This window comes from Coprococcus sp. AM97-35 (genome assembly GCF_027697525.1).
Lineage (GTDB): Bacteria > Bacillota > Clostridia > Lachnospirales > Lachnospiraceae > Allocoprococcus > Allocoprococcus comes.
Genome location: NZ_JAQESL010000018.1, coordinates 24,119 through 50,967 on the forward strand (window position 1 = coordinate 24,119; position 26,849 = coordinate 50,967).

Consider the following 26,849-nt stretch of genomic DNA (forward strand, 5'->3'; position numbering starts at 1 on the left):
ACCTACATCTCCCCTCTTTCATATTTTGCACGGTCTTCCGGGAACTGTGAGAAATAGATCTCACGATAAACTTCGCAGGATTTCATAAGTTCATCATGTGTACCGGATCCGGCGAGTTCTCCATTATCTAATACTAAAATCTTGTCTGCCTGGCGGATGCCTGCAACCCTCTGGGATACCAGGAAGGTTGTTGTCTCTCCTTCCAGTCCTGCGAGGGCTTTCCGAAGTGCTGCGTCAGTTGCAAAATCAAGTGCGCTTAAGCTGTCGTCGAGGATCAGGATTTCCGGCTTTTTCACAAGAGCGCGGGCAATGGTAAGACGTTGACGCTGTCCACCGGAAAGGTTCTTTCCGTTCTGCTCGAGCATGAAATCAAGTTGTCCGTCTTTTCCTTCTACGACTTCTTTTGCCTGTGCAACTTTCAGTGCATCCCAGATCTCGGAGTCAGATGCATTTTCATTGCCCCATTTCATGTTATCGCGGATGCTGCCTTTGAAAAGGACGGAGCGCTGCTGTACGATTCCGACCTTGTCGTGGATTTCCTGATTGGTAAGCTCTTTTACATTGCGTCCATTCAGTTTAACGGTTCCGCAGGTTACATCATAGAAACGGGAGATCAGGCTGACCAGAGTGGATTTTCCGCATCCGGTACCACCGATGATACCGACTGTCTGCCCTTTTTTTACAGAGAAACTGATATCAGAAAGGCTTGATGCACCGGCACCTGCATAGGTGAAGGATACCTTGTCGAATTCAACTTCATTTGCAGAAGGATCTGCCTTTGCAGAAGGGGTTTCCGGATAATGCATGGTAGTCCTGATATCCAGGACACCGGCTACACGGTCTGCACATGCCATCGCCTTGTTCAGTGTAATGATCAGGGAAGCCAGCTTGATCAGTTCGACGATCATCTGTGCCATGTAGTTGTAAAGCGCGACAACCTGTCCCTGATGCATGGTTCCGAGATTGACCTGGAGTCCTGCTCTTGCAATCAGGATGACAGTTGCAATGTTGATCAACACGTAGGTAAATGGATTTAACAGGGCGGAAATTCTTCCGACAAATTCATTTAACCTGGTCAGTTCGGTGTTGCTCTTTTCAAATTCATTTACCGATTCTTCTTCGCGGCAAAATGCGCGGATCACGCGGACACCTGTCAGATTCTCACGGGTAAGTCCTGTGACGCGGTCCAGGGCAGCCTGCACTTTTTTGAAAAGCGGGATGCTGACCAGCATAATGAAAATGACGCCGACAAATAAAAGAGGGATCGCCACAACGAATACTAGCGCACATTTAAAGTTGATCGTAAATGCCATGATCATCGAACCGATTACGATAAACGGACTTCTCAGAAGAAGACGAAGTCCCATGTTGATGCCGTTCTGGACCTGGTTGATATCATCGGTCATCCGTGTGATCAGGGTGTCCGTACCGATCGTATCAAGTTCGGTAAATGAAAAGCCCTGAATGTGGTCAAATACGGCCTGTCTTAAATTGGTTGCACAGCCGACACTCGCTCTTGCAGCAAAATACTGTGCGGTAAAACTGCAGCTAAGACCGACTGCAGCCATGAGGATCAGCACCAGGAACATCTTTACGATGTAGCCGTGGTCATTGTTTGCAATACCAATATCAATGATCTTGGCGACAACCACCGGAACCAAAAGATCAAATACGACTTCCAGCAGTTTGAATAATGGTGCAAGAATACTTTCTGTCTTGTATTCTTTCAGATAAACCCAAAGTTTCTTCAAACACACTCACTCCTGTTCTTTACTTCTTAGTTTTTTCTTGACCTACTCATTATAATGCGCTACCATCAATATGAATAATATTGTTTTTATGACAGCTTAATATAAAAAAAGTATAACAATGTGAGTGGCAAAAGGTATTTTGACCTATTTGATACCAGATTGCTACGTGCTTTGCACTCTCGCAATCCTCAAAAACATTCGTAATCCGCTCATTTTTCTTTGAAAAATGGCTACTTACTCATGTTTTTGGCGGGGCAAGAGGTCAAAAATCCTCTTGCAAGCAAGCTTGCATCGGCTTTCTGACCTTTTGACCCTGGTATCATCATATAACTAAACGGAGGGAAAAAAGAAAATGGAACTCAGACAGCTGGAATATTTCCGGGAAATCGCGAATACGGGAAGCATCAATGAAGCGGCGAGAAAGCTCAATATGTCACAGCCGCCCCTCAGCTATCAGATCAGGCAGTTGGAAAATGAACTGAACGTGCAGCTGTTTGAGCGTACCCATAAAGGGGTGATCCTGACGGCGGCAGGTAAGCTTTTGTATGACCGTGCGGCGAGCCTTCTGGATTATGCCAGATCGACAGAGCTTGAGGTGTCCCAAACGGGTAAAAAAAGGGTTCTGAGAATCGGGATCACGCCGACGACGGTCGGCACAGTCATGCCGTTTATCGCAGAATTTTCAAAGAAAAATCCCGACGTGAATTTTGAGGTTCACGACGGGATCACGTATACGTTATATGATTATCTTCAGGAAGGGATCATCGATATTTCGGTTGTCCGCACGCCGCTCCGGCTGGATGATGTGGAGTCCGCAGTTCTGCATTCGGAGCCGATGATCGCTGTCTCCAATCCGGAGATGCCTTCAGAAAGGAGAAAATCGCTCATTCTTGAAGATTTAGTCCACAGACCGTTAATTCTCTATCGGCGCTATGAAAAGCTGATTATGGATGCATTTCACGCGCAGAATCTGGTTCCGGAGGTGTTCTGCCTGTGTGATGATGCCAGGGGCGCTACCCTTTGGGTGAAGGAAGGGCTTGCCACGGCGATCTTTCCACAGTCCATGGAGCCGCTTTGCGAAGGGCTGACTTGTCAGGTGCTTGATGAACCGGATCTGGTGACGAAGATCCTTCTGATCTGGCAGAAGGGGCGGAAGCCGACGGCGGTAGTGCAGGATTTTATGGATGTCTGTCTGAAATAATTTAAACCGTATCAAAAATAATAATCCTTGGTTTATTTTTGATACGGTAAGTGAATTGTAAGACGGATTCTCCATGTTCTGGCAGGTGGAAGCGATAAACATCAGTATGATCGATTTGCGAATTGTTTTCCGATTATACTGCTTTTTCAAAGTCTGCCCCTATACCCATTTTCACTTCAAATGTCGTCCCGCTATGCTTATTTGTATAAACTTCAATCGTTCCGTCATGAACCCGCACAACTTCCCGCACCATCGCAAGGCCAAGCCCCACACCTCCGAGTTCCCGGCTTCTTGACTTATCTATCCGGAAGAACGGTTCGAAGATCTGCTCCCTGAATGCTTCATCAATTCCATTTCCTGTATCCGAAACCTTCAGAATAACTTTGTTCTTCTCCTTTATTGCCGATACCGTAACGGATCCATTTTCCCGATTATATTTAATCGCATTTTCCACAAGATTATATAGCATTCTGTAAATCAGAATATCACTTCCTGTCAAAAATAATTCTTCATCTGCCTTTGCTCCTGCTCCCTGTGACCTCTGTATCAGTTCAACCTTTTTTTCCTGTGCCAGAGGTTCCAGATCTGTCAGCACTTCCTCGATCAGACTATGGAGCTCAATTCTGTCATTTCGCGATACGGTCTGTAATTCGCTCATATCCAAAAGCGTTCTGACCAACTTGCTAAGACGTTCATTCTGCTCCGTTACCATCTGAATAGTCTCTCCTGCCACTGTTGTACTATCCGGATGTTCTGTTGTATGGTATAGATCCAGCTGTGCCTGGATTAAAGCCAGTGGAGTACGTAACTCATGTGCTGCATTTCCTGTAAACTGACGCTGTGTCTCAAATGATTCCGAAAGTCGCAAAAGCATCTTGTTATAAGAAGTACGAAGTCGGTCTAATTCTGCGATTCTATTCTCTTCAATCGTATAATCCGCCAGATTCTGTGCCTGAACCTTTTCTACTGTCTCTGAAAATTCTTTGAGTGGTTTTAATGCCCTGCCGCTGACAAAAAATGTAACTGCGCCACCAATCAGTGCCACGACAACAGTAATCAGAAGACTTCTATTTCTATAATCTGATTTCGAATTATAAACCTTCGTAGCAAACTGCGCTGCAAAATCATCCCATTCATTATCCGGAATATCAATATACACTGCCTCCGGTGCGGCACTTTGATCCGTAACAGTCTCCTGAAGCGTATCGAAATAATAAATTCCGTTTCTATATAAGAAAAATGTAAGGCATCCACACAATACTGTAATCAACACCGTCGTAAGAATCGTCAGTCTCCACTGGAGTGATATTTTTTTCATGCTTTACCACCTCCTATCTTATACCCCTCACCGATCTTATTCACGATCGGATCATAACCAAGCCCGGCTTTCAGTTTCTTTCTCAGAGAAGACATATGCACTCGGATCGAGCCGCTGAAACTATCCACAGAAGAATCCCAGACATGCTCGATCAGTTCTTCCTGACTGACCGGTCTTCCCTGATTCAAAAGAAGATACTCTAGAATTCCATTCTCTTTTCTTGTCAATGCAACCGGCTTGTCTTTTGCATATGCAGTCCTTTCTCTTGTATCAAAACGAAGACTGCCACATTCCAGACAGACATTTTTTTGTACAAACTTTCTTCTTGTCAGACTTCGCACACGGGCTTCCAGCTCTTGCAGATGAAAGGGTTTTTCCATATAATCATTTGCCCCCGCATCAAGACCGTCAACCTTATCAGCGATCTGACTTCTCGCAGACAGAATCAATACCTTTGTCTCTTCGTTTTCCTTTCGAAGTTCCCGGAGAATATCCATCCCATCCATCCCCGGAAGGTTAAGATCAAGCACGATCAAATCATACATTTCCGCATAGATCATATCCAGTGCTTCCTCTCCGTCATTACACGTGTCTACCTCATATCCTGCCTGGTGCAGACTTTTCGCAATCATATCACATAATTTCTTCTCATCTTCAACAACTAATAATCTCAATTTATTTTTCTCCATTTTCTTAACAGGAATTTTACACCCTCTATTGTATAATGCAAACATCGAAAGGTCAATAAACGGACTTTGAACATTGAAAGGAGTATTTTAATGAAATCTGAAAAAGCAACACAGATTCTTTTACTTGCAGCCGGTCTGGTGTTTTTCCTTGTCGGGATCTTCCGCGGAGAAGCAGCGGTTGTACTTAGTAAGGCAATAAAATTATGTATGGAGTGTGTTGGAATTGGATAAGAAAATGAAATCAAACAAAAACTTTCTGGCCCGCTTCCGCGGATGGATTCAGGCAGCTGCTACACTGCTGACCAACATTCACATCCCGAATCTGTTTAAAGGGAAAATTTATCAGGGAAATGTAAAAACGATGTGCGTCCCAGGACTAAACTGTTACTCTTGTCCTGCCGCCACAGGTGCCTGTCCGATTGGAGCTTTTCAAGCCGTGGTCGGTTCTTCAAAATTCAAATTTACCTACTACATCACCGGATTTTTCATCCTGTTAGGTGTTCTGTTAGGACGGTTTATCTGTGGATTCCTCTGTCCGTTTGGATGGTTCCAGGATCTGCTGCATAAGATTCCGGGCAAGAAACTTTCCACCGCAAAACTGAAGCCTCTGCGGTATCTGAAATATGTGATTCTGGTCGTCTTTGTTATACTACTTCCGGCATTTGTAACCAATTCACTTGGTATGGGAGATCCTTTCTTCTGCAAATACATTTGCCCACAGGGCGTACTTGAAGGCGCAATTCCGCTGGCACTTGCCAACTCAGGAATCCGTGCCGCACTCGGACATTTATTTACATTTAAGTTCACAATTCTTGCGCTTTTTATCATCCTGAGCATCTTGTTTTACCGTCCATTTTGTAAATGGATCTGCCCGCTGGGTGCTATTTACTCACTGTTTAACAAGGTATCTTTTCTTAAGATTCAGGTTGATCATGAGAAATGTGTTGGCTGCCAGAAATGCAGCCGTGTCTGTAAGATGGATGTCAATGTAGTAGACACACCAAACCATCCGGAGTGTATCCGATGCGGAGAATGTATGAAAGCCTGTCCGACTGATGCAATCTGCTATCATTACGGATTTTCAAACAAAAAAAAGGCTGACAATAAATAAACTAAAACGAACAAAATAAAATTGAAAAGGAGATTTAAACTCATGAAAAACAAAACACTTAGAACAAACTCAATGAAATTAAAAAAGGTAATTGCTGCATCCCTTGCCATTTCTGTACTTTTTGCGTTTACAGGCTGCGGAAATTCCTCCTCAACAGACAATACAAACACAAAACAGGAATCTTCTTCCACAACAGAAACGGGCAGCGCAGACGAGCTGAACAAAAAACGGGATGACCTTTACCAGCAGGAAAACCAGCTTTTTGCTGATCACAAAGATGCATGGGACAAAGCCTTTGGTCTTATGAACAAGAACGCTGCCGGTGATGCCATGAGCGAAAACTATGCTGATTCCCTCGCAAGCACAGTGGAATCTAACAAAGACTCTTTCTCTGAAGAAGAATATGAAACTCTGTGCAAAGACATCGAGACAATCCGCGGAATTGAAGAAGAAATTGCCAAGCTTGAGAAAGAGATTGCTGCATCCGATTCCTCTGACAGCTCTTCCTCCAAATCAGACGAATCCACAGCTGTATTCAAAGGTTTCAAAGGAAAAGATCTGGATGGAAACGATGTAGATGACAGTCTTTTCGCTAAAAACAAAGTTACAGTTGTAAACTTCTGGTTCAGCGGATGCAAGCCATGTGTCGGAGAGCTCTCTAAGCTGAATGAATTAAATGAGAAACTCAAAGAAATGGGTGGCGAAGTTGTTGGTATCAACACGGATACTTTAGACAACAATGAAGCGGGAATTAAAGAGGCAAAAGAAATCCTGAAAGCTCAAGGCGCTTCCTACAAGAACCTGACTTTCGATTCTAATTCAACAGTTGGAAAATATGCTGGAAACATCATGGCATTCCCTACAACCGTTCTTGTAGATAAAGACGGAAATATCGTTGGGGAACCTTTCATGGGTGGCATTGACGATCAGTCAAACTACGATCAGCTGATGAAGCAGATCCAGTCCGTACTTGACCAGAAATAATTCATTTACTGAAGATGTATGCTAAATGAGGCTGACAAAGGTTGAGCACATTTGGGGCAGACCACCAGTGTTATCTCACCCGAAATCTTTTCAACGAAGATAAAAAATGGATTTTATGCAGTTTCTGCTTATCTCAGCTCCTGCATAAAATCCAGAATTTTTTTAATGTATTGTATTTAAAAACTCATAATCTGCTCTTCGTCAAGTCTTTTAAGAATTTCACATGCCAGCTTAACCGCATTATCAAAATCAGCATAAGCTGAAATTCCGTAATGTGTATGTGCATAGCGAACCGGAACTCCGATAACGATAACCGGAACCGCTTTTTCAGACAAATGTATAGCTGCACCATTTGTTGAACCGGCACTACGAACTGCATCCTGAACCGGAATACCAAGCTTTTCTGCCAGATCCAGTGCATATCTTTGATAATGCGGATTGGTGATCATACGGGCATCAATGTGACGCAGCATCGGTCCTCGCTTGATAGCTGTCTGAACCATATACGACTCAACGCAGGTATCATCTGCCGGGCATCCCTCAAAAACAATTGCGATATCCGGCTTAATTACCTGTGCTGTCACAGTGGCACCGCGTACACCAACTTCTTCCTGTGCTGCACAAGCGCCAACAATATCCACATTCAGCTCCTGACCAGCCAGGGTATGCATAGTCTTAAGAATTGCCGCACATCCCAGACGGCAGTCAAAGCTCTTGCCAACCATCAGATCTGTGGTTTCTGAATATGTAAATGTCACATCCGGCACTACGGGTTCACCGATACGAATGCCGAACTTTTCAACCGCCTCTTCTTTAGAAACAGCGCCAACATCTACCGTGATATCTTTCATATCCAGAGGTGCTTTACGCTCCTGCTCTGTCATGAAATGCGGAGGTTTGCTGGCAGTAAGCCCCGGAATATATTCTCCGAACCGGTTGCGAACCAAGACTTTATGAGCCGGAATATTGTGGTTAACCCAACCTCCGATCTGAATGATGCGGAGAGTTCCGTTCGGGCAGATAGCCTGCACCATAAACCCAACCTCATCACTATGTGCGTCAAGCTGAACAACCGGACGTTTGCCGTTATTTTCTTTACGGCGGATATACAGGTTGCGCATGCGATCTTCTGTAATTTCTCCGAGTCCTTCTGCGTAAGGACGAATCGCTGCAACCACTTCATCTTCGAAACCGGATGTACCGTTTGCATTTGAAATTGCTGCAATCATTTCCAGCGTTGTTTTTTTATCCATTCTGACACCTCTTTATGAAAGTTTTATTTTCTTGAATTCTTCCATGAAATCAACAATATAGTTTGCTGTGGTCTCAAGCATCTCCTTGCCCCACTCTTCTGTAGCGGTATTCGGATGATCCGGTCCGATCCAGCCGTTGTCTGTTACATGCGGAGTATTGCGAATAATATCAACGTTAACTCCCTTGAACTCAACAGAACAGAAACCGGTTGTCTTCAGATTTTCAGACAGGTGCTTAAACTGGAGTTCACCGCCTATCTCACTCTTATCAACTAAAGACGGATCAATTCCAAGAATCGCCGCTGTTTCCTCACCACCGCCGTGGCCGCCTTTCCACGCCGGGTTCATATCCCATGCCATCAGCCACCAGTTAAGCATAGCCACCAGACAGCCCTTATCTTCGAATTCCATGCCAAGGCGTTCAATCATCTTGATGTTTCCGCCATGTCCGTTCAGGAAAACGAATTTTCTTGCGCCGTGACGATACAGACTCAGAAAAATCTGACGGCAAAATTGATAGAGTACCTCATTGTCAATATCAATTGTACCTGGATACGGAGCTAAATACTGGCAGGAACCATATGGAATGGTCGGAGCAATCAAAACATCACTCTTCTTCTCGATTTTTTCCAACAAATGCTCCGGAATCAGTGTATCGGTTCCAAGTGGCATGTGACGACCGTGACACTCAATACTGCCGATAGAAATAAGTACCATATCATTCTTTTCAAAATATTCCTGGGCTTTCGGCCAAGTCAAATTTGTAAGTCTCATAATTTCTCTCCTTCCTATAATAATTATTCTTCTCTGCTGAAAATCGGACTATTCGGAAACCAGACAGTCCGACAACCATCAATTACTGCGTTGCCTCCTGTTTTTCTTTAGGATTTATTTTTTTCTGACAATGCAGAATTCCCGAGCCACTCTTGATAAAACAAGTATAGTCTAGGCTAATAGGATTGTCAACAATTTCAATTTAATGTTAACAACGGAAATAATACTTTCGTTTTTGTTAACAATCCACTATAATTATAATAAGTTTTTTGCTAACGGACAAAAGACATCCGTGTAATCTTTTCTATTAATGAGTAAGGAAATGAAACATGCGAAAAATTGGCGGTATGTTCTACTATGAACCAAGCGTACCTATCGAAAACGGATACTTATTCTGAAAATTTTATGAGGTAAATATGCAGAAACAACGAAAAATATCAAATACTACTACATCAGAAATTGTTCTTGAATCTCTGCGGGAGCAGATCATCAATGGGATCCTTCAGCCTCAAGAAAAACTGGTAGAGGCTGAAATTGCCAAGAAATTCGGACTCAGCCGAGGTCCTGTGCGCGAAGCACTCCGACAGCTTGCCGTCGAAGGTTTAGTCGATTACTGTCCTAACAAAGGATGTACAGTCGCACTGCTTTCTCCACAAGACGCTTATGAAGTCTTTTTTCTGCGCGGCAGCCTTGAAAAACTGGCAATCCAAAAAAGTAACTGCCTCCTTAGTGACTATAGTCTCATGATAATGGAAGCCAGTATTGAAGAATTTCGAAAGGCTATTCTCGAAGGCAATACTATGAAGGCTGTTCGTGCAGATGAGACATTCCACCTGCAGATCATTCGTTCTGCCCAGCTTAACCGACTGACCAAAATGTGGGAGCTGCTGAGTCCACTGAATGGTGCCATGTTCCTCTCGGTTCAAAATGCTAATCGCTTTGGACAGTTAAGCGGAGATGCTGAAACGCTTCAGGATGCCAAATGCTTAGAACCAAACACACCGGATCAAAATACCTCTCATAACGGAAGCGCTGCAGTATGGACACACCAATGTCTGTTGGAGGCCATCCGGATTAACGATCTCCAGACAACCTGTGATCTTCTGGATCAGCATTATGAAGAAACCGGCAGACGTGTATACAGACTTTCACTCATGAAAGAACAGAGCTTTTGATCCGTTTCATTGATAATGGTTTGAGGGGCAAACTTGAGGGTTTGGTTTGAGGGGGTCATAATATGTTTCTTTTGTCTTTTGGATCGACTTCATCAGCAAGGATTTCTTTCATTTCATGTATAAGGATTATGCACAGTCCGTTTTTTCATAAAACTTATTCTGTTTTTCAACTTCTGTGATATAATGCTTTATTATAATAATTCCCATGGACAAAATGAGGTGAACCGAGTGAAAAAGAAAACACTTGTGCCTCTTATTATTTTTTTACTGGGCATATGCCTTGTTAGTTTGATTGTATACAAAACAGACGCTCCATGGAGTGATACTTATAAAGTGGTTTATCAATCAGATGGGCAAATAAATCGTCCTGTTTCTTATACATTTACAATAGGAGATGAAAACTGGAAATTTGAAGTAACTCCTAAAAGTGGATGGAGAAATGCCACATTATTGATAATCATCATCGGAATATTTCTTACAATAAGCCTTCTCCTGTCAGTTCTTACCAGAGTATGGTTAGTAGCAAAAGAACATAAGAAAAAGTTTCAGATACTGGCGCACACAGATTCTCTTACAAATATTTATAACCGCTATGGATTTGATGAATTTGCAGAAAAAATGATTCAAAAAAATCCAAAAGCACATTTTGTGGCTGCGCTCCTTGATATCGATGATTTCAAGTTTATTAATGATATCTATGGACATAATTACGGAGACAGGGCACTAAAGAATCTTGCAGACAGCATGAAGACTTTTTTCCCATCCGATGCATTACTTGGAAGAAATGGTGGTGACGAATTCTGCATTCTTTTACCAAATTGTACCTTTGCAGAAGCAGATATACAGCTGCAGAAATTCACCAAACTTCCTAAATCATTCTCATACCATGGTAAGGAACATGCATTTTATATTTCTCTAGGATATGCAGAATATCCAACATTTGCATCCAATCGTTCACAACTCATGCGCTGCGCAGATGCCGCTCTTTATGAAATAAAGCTTCATGGAAAAAATGGATGTATGGTCTACAGAGAAGGATTTCGGTCAGGTGCCCGCAAACAGCTTGGATTCGCATTCAAGGATATCGCGGAACATCTTCCAGGTGCATTCATCATATACAGAGCTGACAAAGAAGATGATGAACTATTTTTTGCAAATGATGAATTTCTTCATATGTCAGGATATAAAGATATAGATGAACTGTTCAGACTTACTAAGAAAAGTTTTCGCAACTTGATCCGGGAAGATGAACAGCAACAGATAGAATCAAGTATCTGGGAACAGATTGACAGTGGTAATGAAAATGACTATATTCACTTCCATCTTCGAAAAGCTGACGGAACTTATTTTTCTGTGCTTGATCATGGAAGAATTGTAGAGAACTCGCAATACGGAAAGGTATTTTACGTATTGTTCATGGATTGGAAAGATATGCATATTCGTTACAATGATAAATTCGCAAGATAATAAAATATTGCAAAAAAAGAGAGCGTATGATCTATTTTCATATTAATACTTGGTTTGAAAACTGATGGAAGAATAACACGATACTGCGATAGAATAAGGAAAACGGTTAAACTAACTATTGCTGAGTGAGCAACAGCAAAAGTAAGCATGACTGGAAAGTGCTTGTGATCTTAGGGATTAAGAGAGGATACAGATTATGGAAGATTCTTACGTATTACAACTGTTGAAACCAAAGTTTAAAGATTTTCATTTGTGTTTCTGCGGATTTGCAGAATGCAAGCCATTACATAGCTACGGGCCAGCCGCAAGACCCAATTATATTTTGCATTATGTAATGAAGGGCAAAGGTATCTATCAGGTAGGTGAAACGAAGTATCCGCTGAAAGAAGGACAGGCTTTTCTGATTGAACCAGAAAGCCTTACCTTTTATCAGGCAGATAAAACGGACCCATGGTCTTACCTTTGGGTAGGATTTGGTGGTACGGAGGCACAGAGATTTGTCGGAGATCTCGGACTGAACAGTCGTCAGCTTACATGCGAGTGTGAATATGGAGAAGAACTGAAAGAAATTGTATTTGAAATGCTTCATCATACGTGTTCAACTGCAGAAAATCTTTATTATCTCCAGGGAAAGCTCTATCAGTTTTTCTCAGTACTGGCTCGTGGGATTGAAATTCAGCAATATTCGAATGATACAAAAGAAAGCATACATGTGCAGGAAGCAATTGCCTATATAAAGAATTACTATTCACAGAAAATCACAGTGGAAGATATAGCAAATTATTTGGCACTAAATCGAAGCTATTTATATACAATATTTATGAACAGTCTTGGAATCTCTCCGAAAGAATTTTTGACGGAATTTCGAATTTCCAGAGGAAAGGAGCAGCTCGCACTTACAGATCTATCTGTGGAGGAAATCGCAGTTTCTTGTGGTTATCGCAATTCACTTGCTTTCGGCAAAGTATTTAAACAGAAAATGGGAATGACGCCGACCCAATATCGTAATGATAACAGAAAGGCTGCCCGAGAACGATTGATCAGTGCACAAAACGAACTGAAAGAATACAAGAAACATAAAAAAATTTATGTAGGAGAAGTCGAAAAAGAATAGACGAAATGTTGAAAAAGACATCCGATACCTAACATTTGAGATATAATACTTAACAAAAAGGTATAACGGATGTCTTTTTTTGTACGCTATACTAGTATCAGCAGATATAAGGAACAAGTGCACAGGTTTCTTCACTCAGATAACAAATAAACAAAAGAGTATTAGAGGAGGAGAATCATGGAAAATCAAAAAGAAACTCAGAAAAATCCGCAATATAAATATGCGTCTACAAGAGAAAAATTATGTTTTGGAATTGGAGCAATCGGCAAAGATGCGATTTGCAATTTAGTAGGAGCATTTTTAATGCTTTATTTTACAGATACTTTGTATCTGGCACCGGCATTTGTCGGCGTACTGTTTTTGGTAGCAAGAATATGGGATGCGATCAATGACCCGATGATGGGAATGATCGTTGACAATACACATACACGTTTTGGTAAATTCAGAATCTGGCTTGTAATCGGAACATTGGTAAATTCAGTTGTATTTGTTTTGTTATTCCACAGTTTTAACCTGTCAGGAACAGCATTGTACGTATATGTATCCGTTATGTATATCTTATATGGAATGACTTATACGATCATGGATGTACCTTACTGGTCATGGCTTCCGAACTTGACAAATGATCCGCACGAACGCGAGAAAGTATCCGTGATTCCAAGATTTTTCGCAAGTCTTGCAGGATTTTCAGTAGCAACATTTGGGCTTTATATTATCAATTACCTGAATAAAGCAGCAGGCGAGAGCAATCTCTACGCAGAAAAAGGATATACACTTTTTGCAATTATTATCGCAGTTATTTTCATCGTTACAATCGGAATTACTGTATTTAATGTAAAAGAGGAATCAACAGTAGGTATATCAGCAGAAAAGACAAGTCTGAAACAGGCATTTCATGTAATTGTAAAAAATGATCAGTTGCTTGCATTTATCGGATTACTTTTGACATTTAACCTTTGTACACAGATTGCAAAAAGCTTTGCTGTGTATTATTTCAAATGTGTATGCCACGATGAATATCTGTATTCTATCTTTGGATTTGCAATTATTGCTGAGATGGCAGGACTTTTATGCTTCCCAAAAATCGCAGCAAAAATTAGCCGTGAAAAGGTATACGCATTTGCATGTGGACTTCCAATTGCTGGATTTGTACTGCTCGGTGCAGCAGGATATGTAGCACCACAGAGTAATGTATTAGTTGTTGTATGTTGTGCACTGCTTTTCTTCGGATCAGGTCTTTCACTTGGAGTAACAACATGCTGTATGGCAGACGTTATCGACTATGGAGAAGTAAAATTTGGTGTACGAAATGAAAGCGTAACATGCTCTGCACAGACATTTCTTATGAAGGCAGCTACGGCAGTAGCAGGTGGATTAACAGGAATTGGTCTTCAGATTGTAGGATACAACGCAAAAGCGGTAACTCAGAGCGCAGCGACCGTAATGGGTATTCGCGTGTTAATGCTTGTGATTCCAATCATTCTTGCATGTGCAAGCTTTGGTATTTACAAAAAATACTACACTTTAAAAGGTGAGAAGATGGAAGAAATCACAAGAAAAGTAAATGAAATGCATGCGAAAAAGCAGACAGCTTAAGAGACAACAATTCAATTGTAAAAGAGGTAGTATATGAGACAGATTATTTTTCACGAGGAAACAAAAACTTTCCATTTATACAATGAAAAAATCAGTTATATCTTATGTGTATTAGAAAATGGACATCTGGGACAATTATATTTTGGAAAACGACTTCATGATAAAGCAGATTTTTCTTATCTGGTTGAGAAATGTGAACGCCCAATGACATCGTATATATATGAGTGGGATCGTACTTTTTCATTGGAACATATCCGACAGGAATATCCGGTTTACGGTACGACAGATTACAGACATCCGGCAATTGAATTGTTGCAGGAAAACGGCAGCAGGATTAGTGAGTTCCAATATGACAGTTATGAGATCATTGATGGAAAACCAAAGCTTCCCGGATTGCCGGCAACATATACGGAGTCCGAAGGGGAAGCACAGACATTGCGCATCTTTCTGAAAGATGCTCTGACTGGTGCAAAACTGGCACTTTTATATACGATTTTTGATGAATATAGTGCAATTGCAAGAAGTGCTTATATTGAAAATGCTGGTGAGAAAAATCTGCATGTATTAAATATGATGAGCTTAAGCCTGGATCTTCCGGATAAGGATTATGAATGGATGCAGTTGTCCGGTGCGTGGTCCAGAGAGCGCTATATTAAGAATCGAACATTGGAGCAAGGCATAACAGCTATCGACAGCATGCGCGGAAATTCTTCTCACGAACATAATCCGTTCCTTGCTTTAAAACGTCACAACACAGATGAGAATGCAGGAGAAGCAATTGGAATAAGCCTTGTATATAGTGGAAATTTCCGTATGCAGGCAGAGGTAGATACACATAATGTGACACGAATTACAGCCGGGATCAATCCAGAAGGATTCGATTGGAAATTAGAACCGGGAGAAAGCTTTCAGACACCGGAAGCAGTTCTGGTTTACAGTGAAAATGGATTAAATGGCATGAGTCAGACATTCCAGAAGCTGTATGCAAAGAGACTCGCAAGAGGGTATTGGCGCGATAAGGCAAGACCGATTTTAAATAACAACTGGGAAGCAACTTATTTTGACTTTACAGAAGATCGCCTTGTAGAGATTGCCGGGAAAGCAAAAGAATGTGGAGTAGAACTGTTTGTCTTAGATGACGGATGGTTTGGTGCGAGAAGAAATGACAGAGCCGGTCTTGGCGACTGGGTGGCAAATGAAGAGCTTCTGCCAAATGGCATCAAAGGTCTGTCAGAAAGAATTGAAGCACTTGGATTAAAATTCGGCCTTTGGTTTGAGCCGGAGATGGTAAATAAAGACTCTGATCTTTATCGAGCACATCCAGACTGGATTTTACAGACACCTGGAAGAAATACATCACACGGCAGATATCAGTATGTACTCGATTTCGCAAGAAAAGAAGTAGTAGATTATATTTATGGTATGATGACAAAGTTATTATCGGAATCGAAAATCTCATATATTAAATGGGATATGAACCGAAGCATTACGGAATGCTATAGTAACAAACTTCCTTCAGACAGACAGGGAGAAGTGTTCCATCGTTATATTTTGGGTGTATATGATCTGTACGAGCGGTTGACAAATGAGTTTCCAGAAGTATTATTTGAATCCTGCGCCAGCGGTGGCGGAAGATTTGATCCGGGAATGCTGTATTATGCACCGCAGGGATGGACAAGCGATGATTCGGATGCAATTGAGCGTCTGAAGATTCAGTACGGAACTTCTATGTGTTATCCGCTCAGCAGTATGGGAAGCCATGTGTCTGTTGTCCCGAATCACCAGGTATTTCGCAATACTCCATTACATACAAGAGCGAATGTAGCATACTTTGGAACTTTTGGATATGAACTGGATCTTAACAAATTGACAGAAGAAGAGATCAAAGAAGTAAAAGAACAAATCGCATTTATGAAAGAATACAGAGAAGTGTTACAGTTTGGAACATTTTATCGTCTGAAAAGTCCATTTGAAGGAAATGAGACGGTATGGATGGTGACAAATGAAGACCGCACGCTTGCAATCGTAGGCTACTATCGTGTTTTAAATGGAGTGAATCAGCCGTATAGCCGTGTTAGATTACAGGGATTGGACCCGGATATGGTTTATGAAAATGTATGGAATCATACAGAAAATTACGGAGATGAATTGATGAATTATGGATTGATCACATCTGATGTGACAGCTGGTGAAGTGCCAGGAAATGTGACTCCTTGTACCGATTTTGAATCCAGAATCTATATGCTGAAAGGCAAAAAAGTTCAGGAGGGAAGATAGGTCATGACAAAGACAAAAAGAACTGGCGGAATGGTACTGGGAATATTGTTTATTGGATTATGTGTATCTTTCTTACGACTTTCACAATTTGGCGTGGATCCATTCAGTGCAATGAATCTCGGAATCAGCGGATTTATCGGATGGAGCTTTGGAACGTGGCAGTTGCTTGTCAATGCGATCATTCTTGTAGTTGTATTCTTTCAGGCAAGATCCTGCATTGGTGCGGGAACCATTATCAATATGGTATTTGTCGGATATATTGCAGATTTTATCTGTTATGTAGCAAATGATGTAGTGCAGATTCAGATGAATCTGCCACTGCGTATCCTTGCACTGCTGATTGCTCAGCTGATGGCATCCATGGGAGTGGCATTATATATGGTCGCAGATATGGGAATCGCTCCATATGACAGTGTCGCAATTATAATCGAGAAACTGACACATCAAAAAATCCCATTCCATAAAGCAAGGATTCTTTCAGATGTTGTTGTCGTGATTATCGGAATCATATTTGCCACTGCATCTGGGGCGGGAATCTGGTCGGTAGTAGGGATTGGTACAATTATAAATGCCTGCTTCAACGGTCCATTAATTCAATTTTTTAAAACAAAACTGGAGAGATTTTACTTGTAAAATCTAAGGATTACAATTCTCCAATTCTTGCAAGGCTCATATCCAGAACGGATACGGGCCTTTCTTTTTCACCAGTAGCTTCATCCAAACCTTCATATTGAATAATGAATCCTTCTCAAACGAAAATTCCAAGCGCTCGAACATTTCCTTATCATCACCGTAAGTGTAAACGCTGTCATATATCATCCATTTTCGATTTGATCCGGTTATCATTCGCGGTGTATTCGACATGAGGATAGTTTCTTCTGGAAATTGGGTTGGAATCGTTCCATAAAGTAAGCGTCCGTTTTTGTTATAAATGCTATCATTCATTTAGCATCGCATCCTGACGAATTACAGGCCGTAAAAGAAGAACATGCTTCTTATCGAAATTAAAAGCAAAACAAGTAATTTATTTGAAAATAATTTTTCAAATACGGACATAACCGGTGGATGGACCTGCACCGACCTTTGCGATATACCCACTTTTAACTAAATCCGTCAGTGTTCTTTCAACGGTAACCTTACTTATGTCAGGGCATAGTTCCATAATTTCCTTCTTCGTTATCTTACCGACCTTATTATCAATCACCGCCTTAATTCTATCCGGCTTGGAAAGATTATGATACTTCAAATGTTCTACACGGTTTTCAAATTCATTGTATGCTTTTAGCATAATACCTAAATAATACTTAACAAAAGGCTCATAACTGTTTTTATCCTCATGCCAACCGACAGAACTTGCTTGAAGAGCTTCATAATATGTTTCTTTCGTTTTTTCAATCAGCATTTCCATGCTGACATACTTTCCAACGATATATCCAGCTTTATAGAACAACAATAAAGTCAACAGACGGCTCATTCTACCATTTCCATCATTGAAGGGATGAATACACAGAAAATCCAGAATGAACATGGGGATTAAAATCAGTTTATCAATGAGATTTGCTTCCCATGCTTCAAGAAAATGAGCGCAAAGTTCGTCTATTGCTTCTGCAGCCTGAAAAGCTGGAACTGGAATAAAACGAGCTTTCTGGTGTCCCTCGGCATCGGTTTCTGCAATTACATTGTCTGAATTCTTATAGGTACCACCGATGTTTCCTTGGGAATAAGAATATAAATCACGATGTAACTGTAAAATAATGTTTGGTCTTGGAGTGATATATTCATAACTTTCGTGAATCGTAGCCAGCACTTCACGGTAGCCGGCAATTTCCTGTTCAGACCGATTACGTGGCTCTGCTTTCTGACTTACCAGTTCTTCCAAACGTTTATCACTTGTAAATATACCTTCAATTCGGTTAGATGCTCCCGTACTTTGAATTAAAGCAACTTCCAGAAGTGTTTTCAGTTCATCTATGTTTGCTTCCAGAAATAATTCCTGTTTACCTTTATGCTCATGAATACTGCCAACCATCTGAACAATTTCAGGTGTCAGCAACTTCGCAGGATTTGTAATATAATCAAAATTTTTCATTGAAATCTCCTTCATTTTGAATTTATCTCCATCATTTTAATGCTAAATGATGGAGATTTCAATAGATTTGATGGAGATAAATTCTCCATATGCACAATAAATATACTCATTTGGATATAGAATTTATTACTTCATCGTCTTTGCCAGCGAATTGAGCAACGCCCGCATCTCTGGATTTGCCAATACTTTTGCCAGAAGTTCCGAATCAACTTCATCAGCAACAGAAGTATTATTATTTTCCTGCTGCTTCCTAAGATTTCCTGTAACTCTTGAACTGTATAACATCTTTTTCTGACATTTCTTTATTCTCTTTTCTTTGAAATATGAAAGAAAAATTATCCCTTCATATAACGAAACGCTCAGAGCATGTTTTACAGTGGTCAAAAGCAAATTTTTTGAAATTTCTGCATTTTTCTTGAAATTCAGTAAAGAATCGGGTTGCCTTTACATAGTTTCCACTTTCGAAAAATGAAAAAACTTCCATTTTTGAAAGTGGGTGACTATATAAAAACAATCACGAGAGCAAAATATCTTGATAGAATCATTGAACTGAGTCTTCTTGCGAGTTTTTTTAATACCACTCGTAAGAAACTCGTAACATTAGATTTTTCAGTAAAGAAAAAGAGCATATGGAATTGAATCCATACACTCTATGATTACTGGAACTTTATTTCATTTTTAATTCAACAAACTTTTGTTTATCTCGTTCTTAAGTTCATCTTTATTCTCGTATGTTCTCACTATCGGAATCGTACTCTGTCTGTTCTACATAATCTGCGGAACAGTCTCGTTTGTACGGATAAAAAAATAAACTGAGCCACGGCTGTTCCAATATGAAATCAGCCGTGGCCTTATTTATATCATTTCACTCTTTTTTGAAATAGAACAACACCACAGCAACAACTCAAATCGACTTAAAATTCCAGACTATTCGCATTCAGCAAGAAATACTTCATTCCCATGATGACAAAACCTTCATCATTTCTCCAAGGCTTTTTGCTGCCATTTACAATGACGATCTTCTTGAAAGAGTCCGGGATATTACGCAGAGAATTGAACTCCTGCGTCTGTTTTTCTTCCGAAGTCATGTCATATGCAACCTGGATATAGTATCTCTGGTTTCCTTGATTCACCACAAAGTCAACCTCCAACTGCTTGCGAACACGTTTGCCCTCTTTATCCTTATCGAAGATATCCACGACACCCACATCAACATTGTAGCCACGGATCAGCAGCTCGTTATAAACAATGTTCTCCATGATATGAGTAGGCTCCTGCTGTCTGAAATTCAGACGTGCATTTCTCAGTCCCAGATCAGTAAAGTAGTATTTCAGATTTGCACCGATATACTTTCTGCCCTTAATATCGTATCGGCTTGCCTGGGAAATCAAAAAGGCATCTGTCAAATGGTCGATATGCTTGGAGATGGTTTTATTAGCATAAGTCATCTGGCGCTCACTGGCAAAGGTATTGGCAATCTTTGAAGGGTTGGTCGGTGCGCCGATTGCAGATGCAAGCACATCAATCAGAATCCCAATCTCATCCACGTTCTGAATCTTATTTCTTTCAATAACATCCTTCAGATAGACATTTGCAAAGATGTTCTTCAGATAGTCCGCTTTCTGTCGTTCGCTCTGGAAACTTACGATCTGCGGCAATCCTCCGTAGATCATGTAGTCATCCCAGGCATCATCATAATCGCCGTCATAGACAGAATAAAACTCTGCAAAGGAGAGAGGGTAGATTCTAATCTCATCACCTCTGCCACGGAATTCGGTCACAATGTCGCTGGACAGGAACTTGGAATTACTTCCGATGACATACACATCAATATTGCTCATGCGTAGCAGGCTGTTCAGCACTTCCTCAAATCGTAGCATGAACTGCACTTCATCCAAAAGGAGATAATACTTCCCGTCGTCTTTCATGGCATCCTTGATGTACTTGAAGCATACCTTGGGATCTCTTAATTCCTCGTTCTCAATACCATCCAATGCAATTTCAATAATATGATCAACATCAACGCCGTTCTCCAGTAAGTATCTCTTAAAGATGGTAAACAGCAAAAAGGATTTGCCACATCTACAAATGCCGGTAATCACCTTTATCATTCCATTATCTTTTCGCTCGATCAGCTGCTGTAGGTAAGCGTCTCTTTTAATCTCCATCGTTATACTCCCCATTTCCGTGCATCTGCACACTTTTTAGTAATGAGATTCTATCACAGAACGACCTGAATTTTAATATGTATTCCCATTTTATGTGCATCTACACACTTTTATGTAACGTTGATAAATATATTTTCAGATTTTTTTGATTGCAGTGTCTATAATCGACTACTCCAATCGTTATTATAGGTAAACAACAAAAAGAAGATGGTTCCGATGTTTCATTAAATATGTTCGTTAGTCTTTTACGCAAAGGATTCTATCTCCTTTGCGCCCTAATGCTTTTCGGATTCAGTTCAACAAACTGGATTTTGTTTTTTGATACTTATTACACTTTTGCTTTTTTCTTAATCATACATATTGCTGCTAAAGTAACTATAACATAACCTAATAGTGCAATAATTGATGATTCAATTCCAAATTCTCCACCAGTGAAAACAAAGTCTTTTGAATCAAGTACATATGTCATAACCGAATATTCATCTGCCTTTTCGCTTATTGATAAACCGCCGCCAATAATTAAAATATTCCAAAGTGAATGGACAATTCCGCTGTTCCAAACAGAACCACTTTCAATAGCAACCATTGAGAACATTATTCCCACCATTGTTCCAGCAATAAGAACCAACAGGCTACTTATAATGGAAAAATCCATTTCTATAATATGTACTAATCCAAATAAAACTGATGGAATTAATACAGCTACTTTAATATTCCATTTCTCTTTTAACAGATTTAGAATAACTCCTCGAAAAACCATTTCTTCAACAAAACCAGCGGCTATGCCTGTAAAAACAATACCAGCACTCAGTGTTGAAAAAATCTGATTACTATTCATTCCAGAAAAAACGTACTTTCCAGAAAAGAAAAAAAGATAAACCGCTTTTACTGTCACAGGTAATAATACACCTACAATAATCCATTTAGCTTTAATTGAAAATTTTGGCATTCCCAAATTTTCTATTTTTATTTTAAGTAGTCTTTTTGAAAATAATTCACTTAAAACAAATGCTAATCCAACATATATAATTCCTGCTATAATATTGCATATACCTTCTGGAATTTTAACCAAAACAAACAAACTTGCCACTAACTGAGCTAATATTTGAGCTACTATCAATACAATGATGGCTCCCAAAGCCCCTCCTATCGTCTTTCTTGTACTCATAAAATGTTCTCCTTTACCTTCATTATTGCAAAAATTTACTACCAACTTAACAAATTCCGATTGAGATTTCACCTGTTTTAAGAGATTTAATAACTGTTATATTTTGTTATTAAATTCTCTGTAAACCCTTGAAAACACTGGATTTGTCGCAGGTGAGCTTTCCCTTATTGTTTCCCTTGTGTTATATCGTCCCGCCAGTGTTTACAAACTCTGATAAGGGAAAATACAAGGGCAAGAAAATCATATAAAACAGTATAACACAAAATAAAAGTGACATGGTGAACTGATTGAAATGCTTCTGATTTTTGTAACTGATGATTTGTTGATCGATAAGGAGATAAGATACGATGAGAACAATATTTGCAGAATATAATCCACAATGCAACAGTATTGATGTTTATACCAGTGCCGGCTATATGCTTCGCATTGACTGCTGGGAAGCTGAGAAGGACTTAAAAACCACGCCTGGATCAGACTGTGCATTAAATACACTTGCTATTGACGAACCACTGGAATATGCAAGATTATATCTTGATGGAAATATGCAAATGTGGGTAGATGCAGAAGATTCTTTGGAGAGAATTGTAAACCACAAGTAGCCTGTATGCTTTATTTTACATACAGGCTACTTAATCAAAATCACCATAATTGATCAAGCAAGTTTTTTTAATATACCTCGGAGTCATTTTCGTTCGATCTTTCATCGCTAATAAAATTTCTCTGAAGTGATAGCAGATAACAGATTGGCAGGTTTTTCTAAAAAATAATCTGCTTTTATGTGCTTATTATGACTGCCCCATACTGCTAAAGCAAAATCAATTCCCGCATTTTCCGCACATTTACTGTCATATTTGCTATCTCCGATATAAAGTACTTTCCTATGGTCTGTTTTTGATAATTCCACATATTTCAAAATCGGTGCGGCATTGGGTTTATGTTCCTGTGTATCGTCTGCACATATGATTGTTTTGAAATAATGACTGATACCAAACGGACAAAAATCATGTGTAAATTCTTCCCTTGTCTTTGATGTGACAATCCCCATTTCATAATCCAGACTTAGAAGATTTTTCAATAATTCAACGATTCCGTCAAATACTTTAATGTTATTTGTATAGTTACGCATATTTTTATCCCATAATTCTATCGCATAGGAAGTGTCTTTTATCGCAAGTTTTTTCAAAGCATCTGTTCCTGTAATCCCTAACGCAAATCTTAGTTCAGAACATGTTATCTCTCTCCCGGACAATCCCTTTATAGTTTCCTGTAAAGAATGTAATACAGCATATTCCGTATCAATCAGAGTGCCGTCAATGTCAAAAACGATATGCTTATACTTCATGCTGCCACCTTTCCCTGTCTGTATCAAAATAACGTATCACCCTGCATGGATTTCCTACTGCAACACAATTAGGCGGGATAGGGCGGGTAACTACACTTCCAGCCCCTATCACGCTGTTTTTTCCTATAGTGACTCCGGGCAGAAGAATACAGCCGCCGCCAATCCAGACATTACTTTCTATTTCTATCGGACGTGCATAGGTTCTAAAAAATGTTGTCTGACGTTCCCTCCAATCCGGCACAAACCTTTCCTGTGGTAAGACAGGGTGTGAAGATGTATAAATCTGCACATTTGACGCAATCAATACCCTGTCGCCAATTCGGATAGTTTTGTTATCCACAAAGGTACAATTCATATTGACGATCACATCATTTCCCAAAAAAATATTTTTTCCATAGTCGCAATGAAAAGGCGTGTCGATTGCCACATTTTCCCCTATTCCGCCCAACAGCTCCCGAAGAATGGAAGTGCGTTTTTCTGTATCTCTATAATCAGAAAAATAATATTTCCGTGTTAATTCCCTTGTGCGGGCAATCTGCTTTAACGTATCGCTGTCCGCTGTTTCCAAAAAATCACTGGATTCGTAATACACAATATCCCCCCTTAACGAAAACTGTTTTCCATAACGCCCGGAAGCAGGGCATAGATAGAACAGCCAATCTGATCCTCAAACCGTTCTTTAATCTCTAAAATCTTTTTCCATCTGTCTATTGTCGCTGGGTGAACGCCGTATCGCATTGTCACGTCTACAAATCTCTTTTCCAAAAGACAGAACCCCGAAGGCATAGCCAATGCGTCACATAACTGTACAAGACGGTCATAATCATCATATACCGCATTTGCAACAAATTCTTTCATAAACAGGTAATCCTCATCACTGACATCAAACTCTCCGATAGATGTGGCAATATCCTGTATCATAAATGCGTGGGATATACATATTTGTGCGGCTTTTCCCCACCCACGCTCCATACAGTAACGATAGCCGTCTATCAGATGCCTTTCCGAACTCACTCCGGCATAACGTCCAATATCGTGTAACAGCCCGAAAATATACGCCTGTTCAGAAGATAAATCTTTACAGTGTGACGCAATGTTTTTACAGGCTTCGGCTACATACCGGGAATGTTCTGCCCATGCTCCCGGATTGGATTCTGCCGCTTCCCTTAATGCCAGTTCTGCGGTCTGAATGTTCAACTCCATTTTTAACTCCTTTCAAAAGGGCGGGGCTGGAAGATAAACTGTCCAGCCCCTTTATGATGAAATATTTACAGATAAATCAGCAATCCCCGGCATAGTACGAAACAATGTTCATATAGTCCGTTGGATTCGGAACTTCTAAAACAAGCCGCAAACAGTTTTTGTTTTGGGAGTATTGCCGCCACAAACTGCCCTGTATCTTTTCTTCCCCATTGATGTTTTGTTTTTTACCATACGGGCAGAGCATATTTACTTTGCCGGAACAGCTATTGACCGTATCTAAAAAATTTTTCATGTTCAGAATGTTCAGTTTTACCACTTTGCACTCACCTCCTGTAAATGACGGATTTACTTTACAGGTATCATTATAATGCAAAAGGAATAGAAAAAATATTTCTTTTCTGCCCTTATCTATCACTATTCTGCCATTTTCTCCGATATTCTGTGGGTGAACAATGTGTGTATTCTCGAAAAACCTTTCCAAAATAACTGCTACTCCCCAAACCGCACTCATGGCTGATAACGGTAACTGCTTCCTGCCCCTTTGCTAGCATCTGACAGGCAGCTTGCAGACGGTAAGCCTTTATATACTCTACGGGTGTCATGTGCAGACAGTCATGGAACACTCTATAACACTCCCTTTCGCTTAGGTATGCTGCTGCCGCAAGTTCCGGGATAGAGATTTTCTCTCTGTAATGTTCGTGAATATATATCATCATCAGCTTTATTTTATCGTTGCTTTTATTATGTTCCCCCTTTTTTTCACGCATAGGACGGGATAGTTCAAAAAGCATGAGCCATATTTCTGTTAGGGTTTCCCGCAGTTTTATTTCATATCCAAATTCATCACTGGATAAACGAAATGAAGCGGCAAGCAGTTTCAAAATCCTTTCTTCTTCTGCATTGCCTGGAAAAAGCGGAATTACCTCAATCTGTGGGGCTGTTATGATAGGCGCAATATATTTTTGTTCAATCCTGCTTCCCTGTTCCCCGGCAAGTAGGGAAACATCGAAAATATGAAGTAGCTGTATATTCTTTTCTTTCTGCGATATTGCTTTTGTCATATGGAGTACATTGGAATTTACTATGCCGCCGCTTCCAGCCGGAAACAACAGTTTTCCTCCCGGCGTATCATATTCAATGCTACCACTTTCCATATAAAAAAGTTCCACTGTCTTGTGCCAGTGCCACGGTACATAATGTCCGATATACTTGTCAAGTTCTGCCCTTGAAGCGATATAGGGAAAATCTTTTTCAAAACCGGGAAGCAGTTCTTCCTTGCTTCCAGTATAAAATTCAATGCTATGGATATTTTTCATGTCTGTTCACCTGCACATCTGCGATTTTGTATCTGCTTTATGGATTAAATATACTAGAATAGCTCGGTAATTGTCAATCAATCAAAACAGATTCATTTGGAAGATTATAAAAAATAGTGTTAAAAATCAAAGAACAGTTTTCACAGACTCTAAAAATCTGGATAACTAAAAATAAGTATATTTGTTTTGTGAAAAACAGGCAGTTTTACCTGCCCATTTTACTTTAAAAATATCCTCGTTTTTCTCGCCAGTTTTTCACATAACATCGGATTCCGATATAAACCGCATGTACCAGAAGTAGCAACATAATGAGGTTTATCGGAATAATTGATTTTATCCATTTTCCGAAATAGATTATGATAGCTGTACTCATTATCACCACCATGATGCTGATAATATCCCAGCAATATTTCCGGTAGATTTTCCCCACCTGATAGCCAGTCCCGATTATCAGCAATCCCGTTATGATAAATAAAATTCCCATAACAATACTTACAATCAGCCAGTACACAATCCCTGAAATGATACTATTTGAGATTCCACTGCTTAACTGTCCGAAAGAATCTGCACCTGCAACAAATTTTTGAAACAGGCTTAAGATTCCTTTAGCAAACATACTGAAAAAGCTAATACAGTCACTAAAGAAAACTGGAGAAAGGATAGCAGTGAATAGTGTAATGGCTATACTGTACCATGCCAGCAGAAACAGGATACTTTCATAACCAGCCGTCATATTTTTATATTTTTTCTCTAACTGAATTTTACGGTTATCGCATTTTTCTTTTGCTTTTTGGTAAGCAGTGCGGTCACAGTTATCGCATTTCTCATAGGGCACTTTTTTCTCAACAGCTAC

At 40.1% G+C, this 26,849-nt stretch carries 27 protein-coding genes; 11 read left to right on the plus strand and 16 right to left on the minus strand.

Annotated elements, in window-relative coordinates:
* Window positions 1-2: 2 nt before the first annotated feature.
* Window positions 3-1,751, minus strand: a complete 1,749-nt coding sequence (locus tag PG840_RS11955; protein WP_117824030.1) for an ABC transporter ATP-binding protein — start codon at window positions 1,749-1,751, stop codon at window positions 3-5.
* 352 nt (window positions 1,752-2,103) lie between these two features.
* Here PG840_RS11955 and PG840_RS11960 point away from each other — a divergent pair, with 352 nt between their 5' ends.
* A complete protein-coding gene (locus PG840_RS11960; RefSeq protein WP_055248695.1) occupies window positions 2,104-2,952 on the plus strand; it encodes a LysR family transcriptional regulator in 849 nt (282 codons plus the stop codon).
* Between the two features lie 133 nt (window positions 2,953-3,085).
* Here PG840_RS11960 and PG840_RS11965 read toward each other — a convergent pair whose 3' ends face one another.
* Both PG840_RS11965 and PG840_RS11970 read right to left on the minus strand, forming a co-directional pair.
* Window positions 3,086-4,270: a sensor histidine kinase gene (locus tag PG840_RS11965; RefSeq protein ID WP_270613678.1), complete on the minus strand. Its 1,185-nt coding sequence runs from the start codon at window positions 4,268-4,270 to the stop codon at window positions 3,086-3,088.
* The gene (locus PG840_RS11970; RefSeq protein ID WP_118219171.1) at window positions 4,267-5,004 is read right to left on the minus strand and encodes a response regulator transcription factor; all 738 of its coding nucleotides are present in this window, start codon (window positions 5,002-5,004) and stop codon (window positions 4,267-4,269) included. Before PG840_RS11970 ends, PG840_RS11965 begins: the two co-directional genes overlap by 4 nt.
* Before the next feature lie 45 nt (window positions 5,005-5,049).
* Here PG840_RS11970 and PG840_RS11975 point away from each other — a divergent pair, with 45 nt between their 5' ends.
* The 3 genes from PG840_RS11975 to PG840_RS11985 are packed head-to-tail and all read left to right on the plus strand — an operon-like array spanning window position 5,050 to window position 7,054.
* Window positions 5,050-5,190, plus strand: a complete 141-nt coding sequence (locus tag PG840_RS11975) for a CD1871A family CXXC motif-containing protein (RefSeq protein ID WP_020435933.1) — start codon at window positions 5,050-5,052, stop codon at window positions 5,188-5,190.
* Complete coding sequence (locus PG840_RS11980) at window positions 5,183-6,070, plus strand: 4Fe-4S binding protein (RefSeq protein ID WP_117558043.1); 888 nt, start codon at window positions 5,183-5,185, stop codon at window positions 6,068-6,070. Before PG840_RS11975 ends, PG840_RS11980 begins: the two co-directional genes overlap by 8 nt.
* Window positions 6,071-6,112: 42 nt before the next feature.
* Entirely contained in the window at window positions 6,113-7,054 is a 942-nt protein-coding gene (locus PG840_RS11985) for a TlpA disulfide reductase family protein (RefSeq protein WP_270205775.1), read from the plus strand.
* A gap of 176 nt (window positions 7,055-7,230) precedes the next feature.
* Here PG840_RS11985 and PG840_RS11990 read toward each other — a convergent pair whose 3' ends face one another.
* Both PG840_RS11990 and PG840_RS11995 read right to left on the minus strand, forming a co-directional pair.
* A complete protein-coding gene (locus PG840_RS11990) occupies window positions 7,231-8,307 on the minus strand; it encodes a M42 family metallopeptidase (RefSeq protein ID WP_195502451.1) in 1,077 nt (358 codons plus the stop codon).
* Between the two features lie 12 nt (window positions 8,308-8,319).
* Window positions 8,320-9,081: a creatininase family protein gene (locus PG840_RS11995; RefSeq protein ID WP_117824036.1), complete on the minus strand. Its 762-nt coding sequence runs from the start codon at window positions 9,079-9,081 to the stop codon at window positions 8,320-8,322.
* Window positions 9,082-9,497: 416 nt separating this feature from the next.
* On the opposite strand from PG840_RS11995, the gene PG840_RS12000 reads away from it, so the two are divergent.
* From PG840_RS12000 to PG840_RS12025, 6 genes are all read left to right on the plus strand, one after another.
* Window positions 9,498-10,256: a GntR family transcriptional regulator gene (locus PG840_RS12000; protein WP_270205773.1), complete on the plus strand. Its 759-nt coding sequence runs from the start codon at window positions 9,498-9,500 to the stop codon at window positions 10,254-10,256.
* A gap of 228 nt (window positions 10,257-10,484) precedes the next feature.
* Complete coding sequence (locus PG840_RS12005; protein WP_270205772.1) at window positions 10,485-11,723, plus strand: sensor domain-containing diguanylate cyclase; 1,239 nt, start codon at window positions 10,485-10,487, stop codon at window positions 11,721-11,723.
* Between the two features lie 196 nt (window positions 11,724-11,919).
* The gene (locus PG840_RS12010) at window positions 11,920-12,837 is read left to right on the plus strand and encodes an AraC family transcriptional regulator (protein WP_270205771.1); all 918 of its coding nucleotides are present in this window, start codon (window positions 11,920-11,922) and stop codon (window positions 12,835-12,837) included.
* A gap of 177 nt (window positions 12,838-13,014) precedes the next feature.
* Complete coding sequence (gene melB / locus PG840_RS12015) at window positions 13,015-14,433, plus strand: melibiose:sodium transporter MelB (protein WP_117835955.1); 1,419 nt, start codon at window positions 13,015-13,017, stop codon at window positions 14,431-14,433.
* A 33-nt stretch (window positions 14,434-14,466) separates the two neighbouring features.
* Window positions 14,467-16,710 carry an alpha-galactosidase gene (locus PG840_RS12020; RefSeq protein WP_270205770.1) on the plus strand — a complete coding sequence of 748 codons (2,244 nt, stop codon included), beginning with the start codon at window positions 14,467-14,469 and terminating at the stop codon, window positions 16,708-16,710.
* A gap of 3 nt (window positions 16,711-16,713) precedes the next feature.
* Window positions 16,714-17,343, plus strand: a complete 630-nt coding sequence (locus PG840_RS12025) for a YczE/YyaS/YitT family protein (protein ID WP_117835951.1) — start codon at window positions 16,714-16,716, stop codon at window positions 17,341-17,343.
* 36 nt (window positions 17,344-17,379) lie between these two features.
* Here the strand turns inward: PG840_RS12025 and PG840_RS12030 are convergent, their stop codons facing one another.
* From PG840_RS12030 to PG840_RS12050, 5 genes are all read right to left on the minus strand, one after another.
* On the minus strand, window positions 17,380-17,655 hold the full coding sequence (locus PG840_RS12030) for a hypothetical protein (protein WP_270204003.1): 276 nt from the start codon (window positions 17,653-17,655) through the stop codon (window positions 17,380-17,382).
* 97 nt (window positions 17,656-17,752) lie between these two features.
* The gene (locus PG840_RS12035; protein ID WP_270205769.1) at window positions 17,753-18,814 is read right to left on the minus strand and encodes a Fic family protein; all 1,062 of its coding nucleotides are present in this window, start codon (window positions 18,812-18,814) and stop codon (window positions 17,753-17,755) included.
* A 111-nt stretch (window positions 18,815-18,925) separates the two neighbouring features.
* Entirely contained in the window at window positions 18,926-19,084 is a 159-nt protein-coding gene (locus PG840_RS12040) for a hypothetical protein (RefSeq protein WP_270205768.1), read from the minus strand.
* A 629-nt stretch (window positions 19,085-19,713) separates the two neighbouring features.
* Window positions 19,714-20,967 carry an ATP-binding protein gene (locus PG840_RS12045; RefSeq protein WP_270613680.1) on the minus strand — a complete coding sequence of 418 codons (1,254 nt, stop codon included), beginning with the start codon at window positions 20,965-20,967 and terminating at the stop codon, window positions 19,714-19,716.
* 328 nt (window positions 20,968-21,295) lie between these two features.
* A complete protein-coding gene (locus tag PG840_RS12050) occupies window positions 21,296-22,135 on the minus strand; it encodes a CPBP family intramembrane glutamic endopeptidase (RefSeq protein ID WP_270613681.1) in 840 nt (279 codons plus the stop codon).
* Between the two features lie 347 nt (window positions 22,136-22,482).
* Between PG840_RS12050 and PG840_RS12055 the strand changes: the two genes are divergently transcribed.
* Window positions 22,483-22,734, plus strand: coding sequence for a DUF6061 family protein (locus PG840_RS12055; RefSeq protein WP_118568760.1), 252 nt, complete (start codon window positions 22,483-22,485; stop codon window positions 22,732-22,734).
* Between the two features lie 107 nt (window positions 22,735-22,841).
* Here the strand turns inward: PG840_RS12055 and PG840_RS12060 are convergent, their stop codons facing one another.
* The 6 genes from PG840_RS12060 to PG840_RS12085 form a co-directional block, all read right to left on the minus strand.
* Window positions 22,842-23,477 carry an HAD family hydrolase gene (locus PG840_RS12060; protein WP_118515955.1) on the minus strand — a complete coding sequence of 212 codons (636 nt, stop codon included), beginning with the start codon at window positions 23,475-23,477 and terminating at the stop codon, window positions 22,842-22,844.
* Window positions 23,467-24,069, minus strand: a complete 603-nt coding sequence (locus PG840_RS12065) for a sugar O-acetyltransferase (RefSeq protein ID WP_117674858.1) — start codon at window positions 24,067-24,069, stop codon at window positions 23,467-23,469. Before PG840_RS12065 ends, PG840_RS12060 begins: the two co-directional genes overlap by 11 nt.
* An 11-nt stretch (window positions 24,070-24,080) precedes the next feature.
* Window positions 24,081-24,680 (minus strand): HDOD domain-containing protein, encoded by a 600-nt coding sequence (locus tag PG840_RS12070; protein ID WP_019162948.1) that lies wholly within the window; start codon window positions 24,678-24,680, stop codon window positions 24,081-24,083.
* A gap of 76 nt (window positions 24,681-24,756) precedes the next feature.
* Window positions 24,757-24,996 (minus strand): hypothetical protein, encoded by a 240-nt coding sequence (locus PG840_RS12075; protein ID WP_241070699.1) that lies wholly within the window; start codon window positions 24,994-24,996, stop codon window positions 24,757-24,759.
* Between the two features lie 88 nt (window positions 24,997-25,084).
* Window positions 25,085-25,996 (minus strand): AraC family transcriptional regulator, encoded by a 912-nt coding sequence (locus PG840_RS12080; protein ID WP_016304806.1) that lies wholly within the window; start codon window positions 25,994-25,996, stop codon window positions 25,085-25,087.
* 223 nt (window positions 25,997-26,219) lie between these two features.
* The coding region (locus tag PG840_RS12085) for a DUF6040 family protein (RefSeq protein WP_270613682.1) at window positions 26,220-26,849 on the minus strand (630 nt) is incomplete at its 5' end.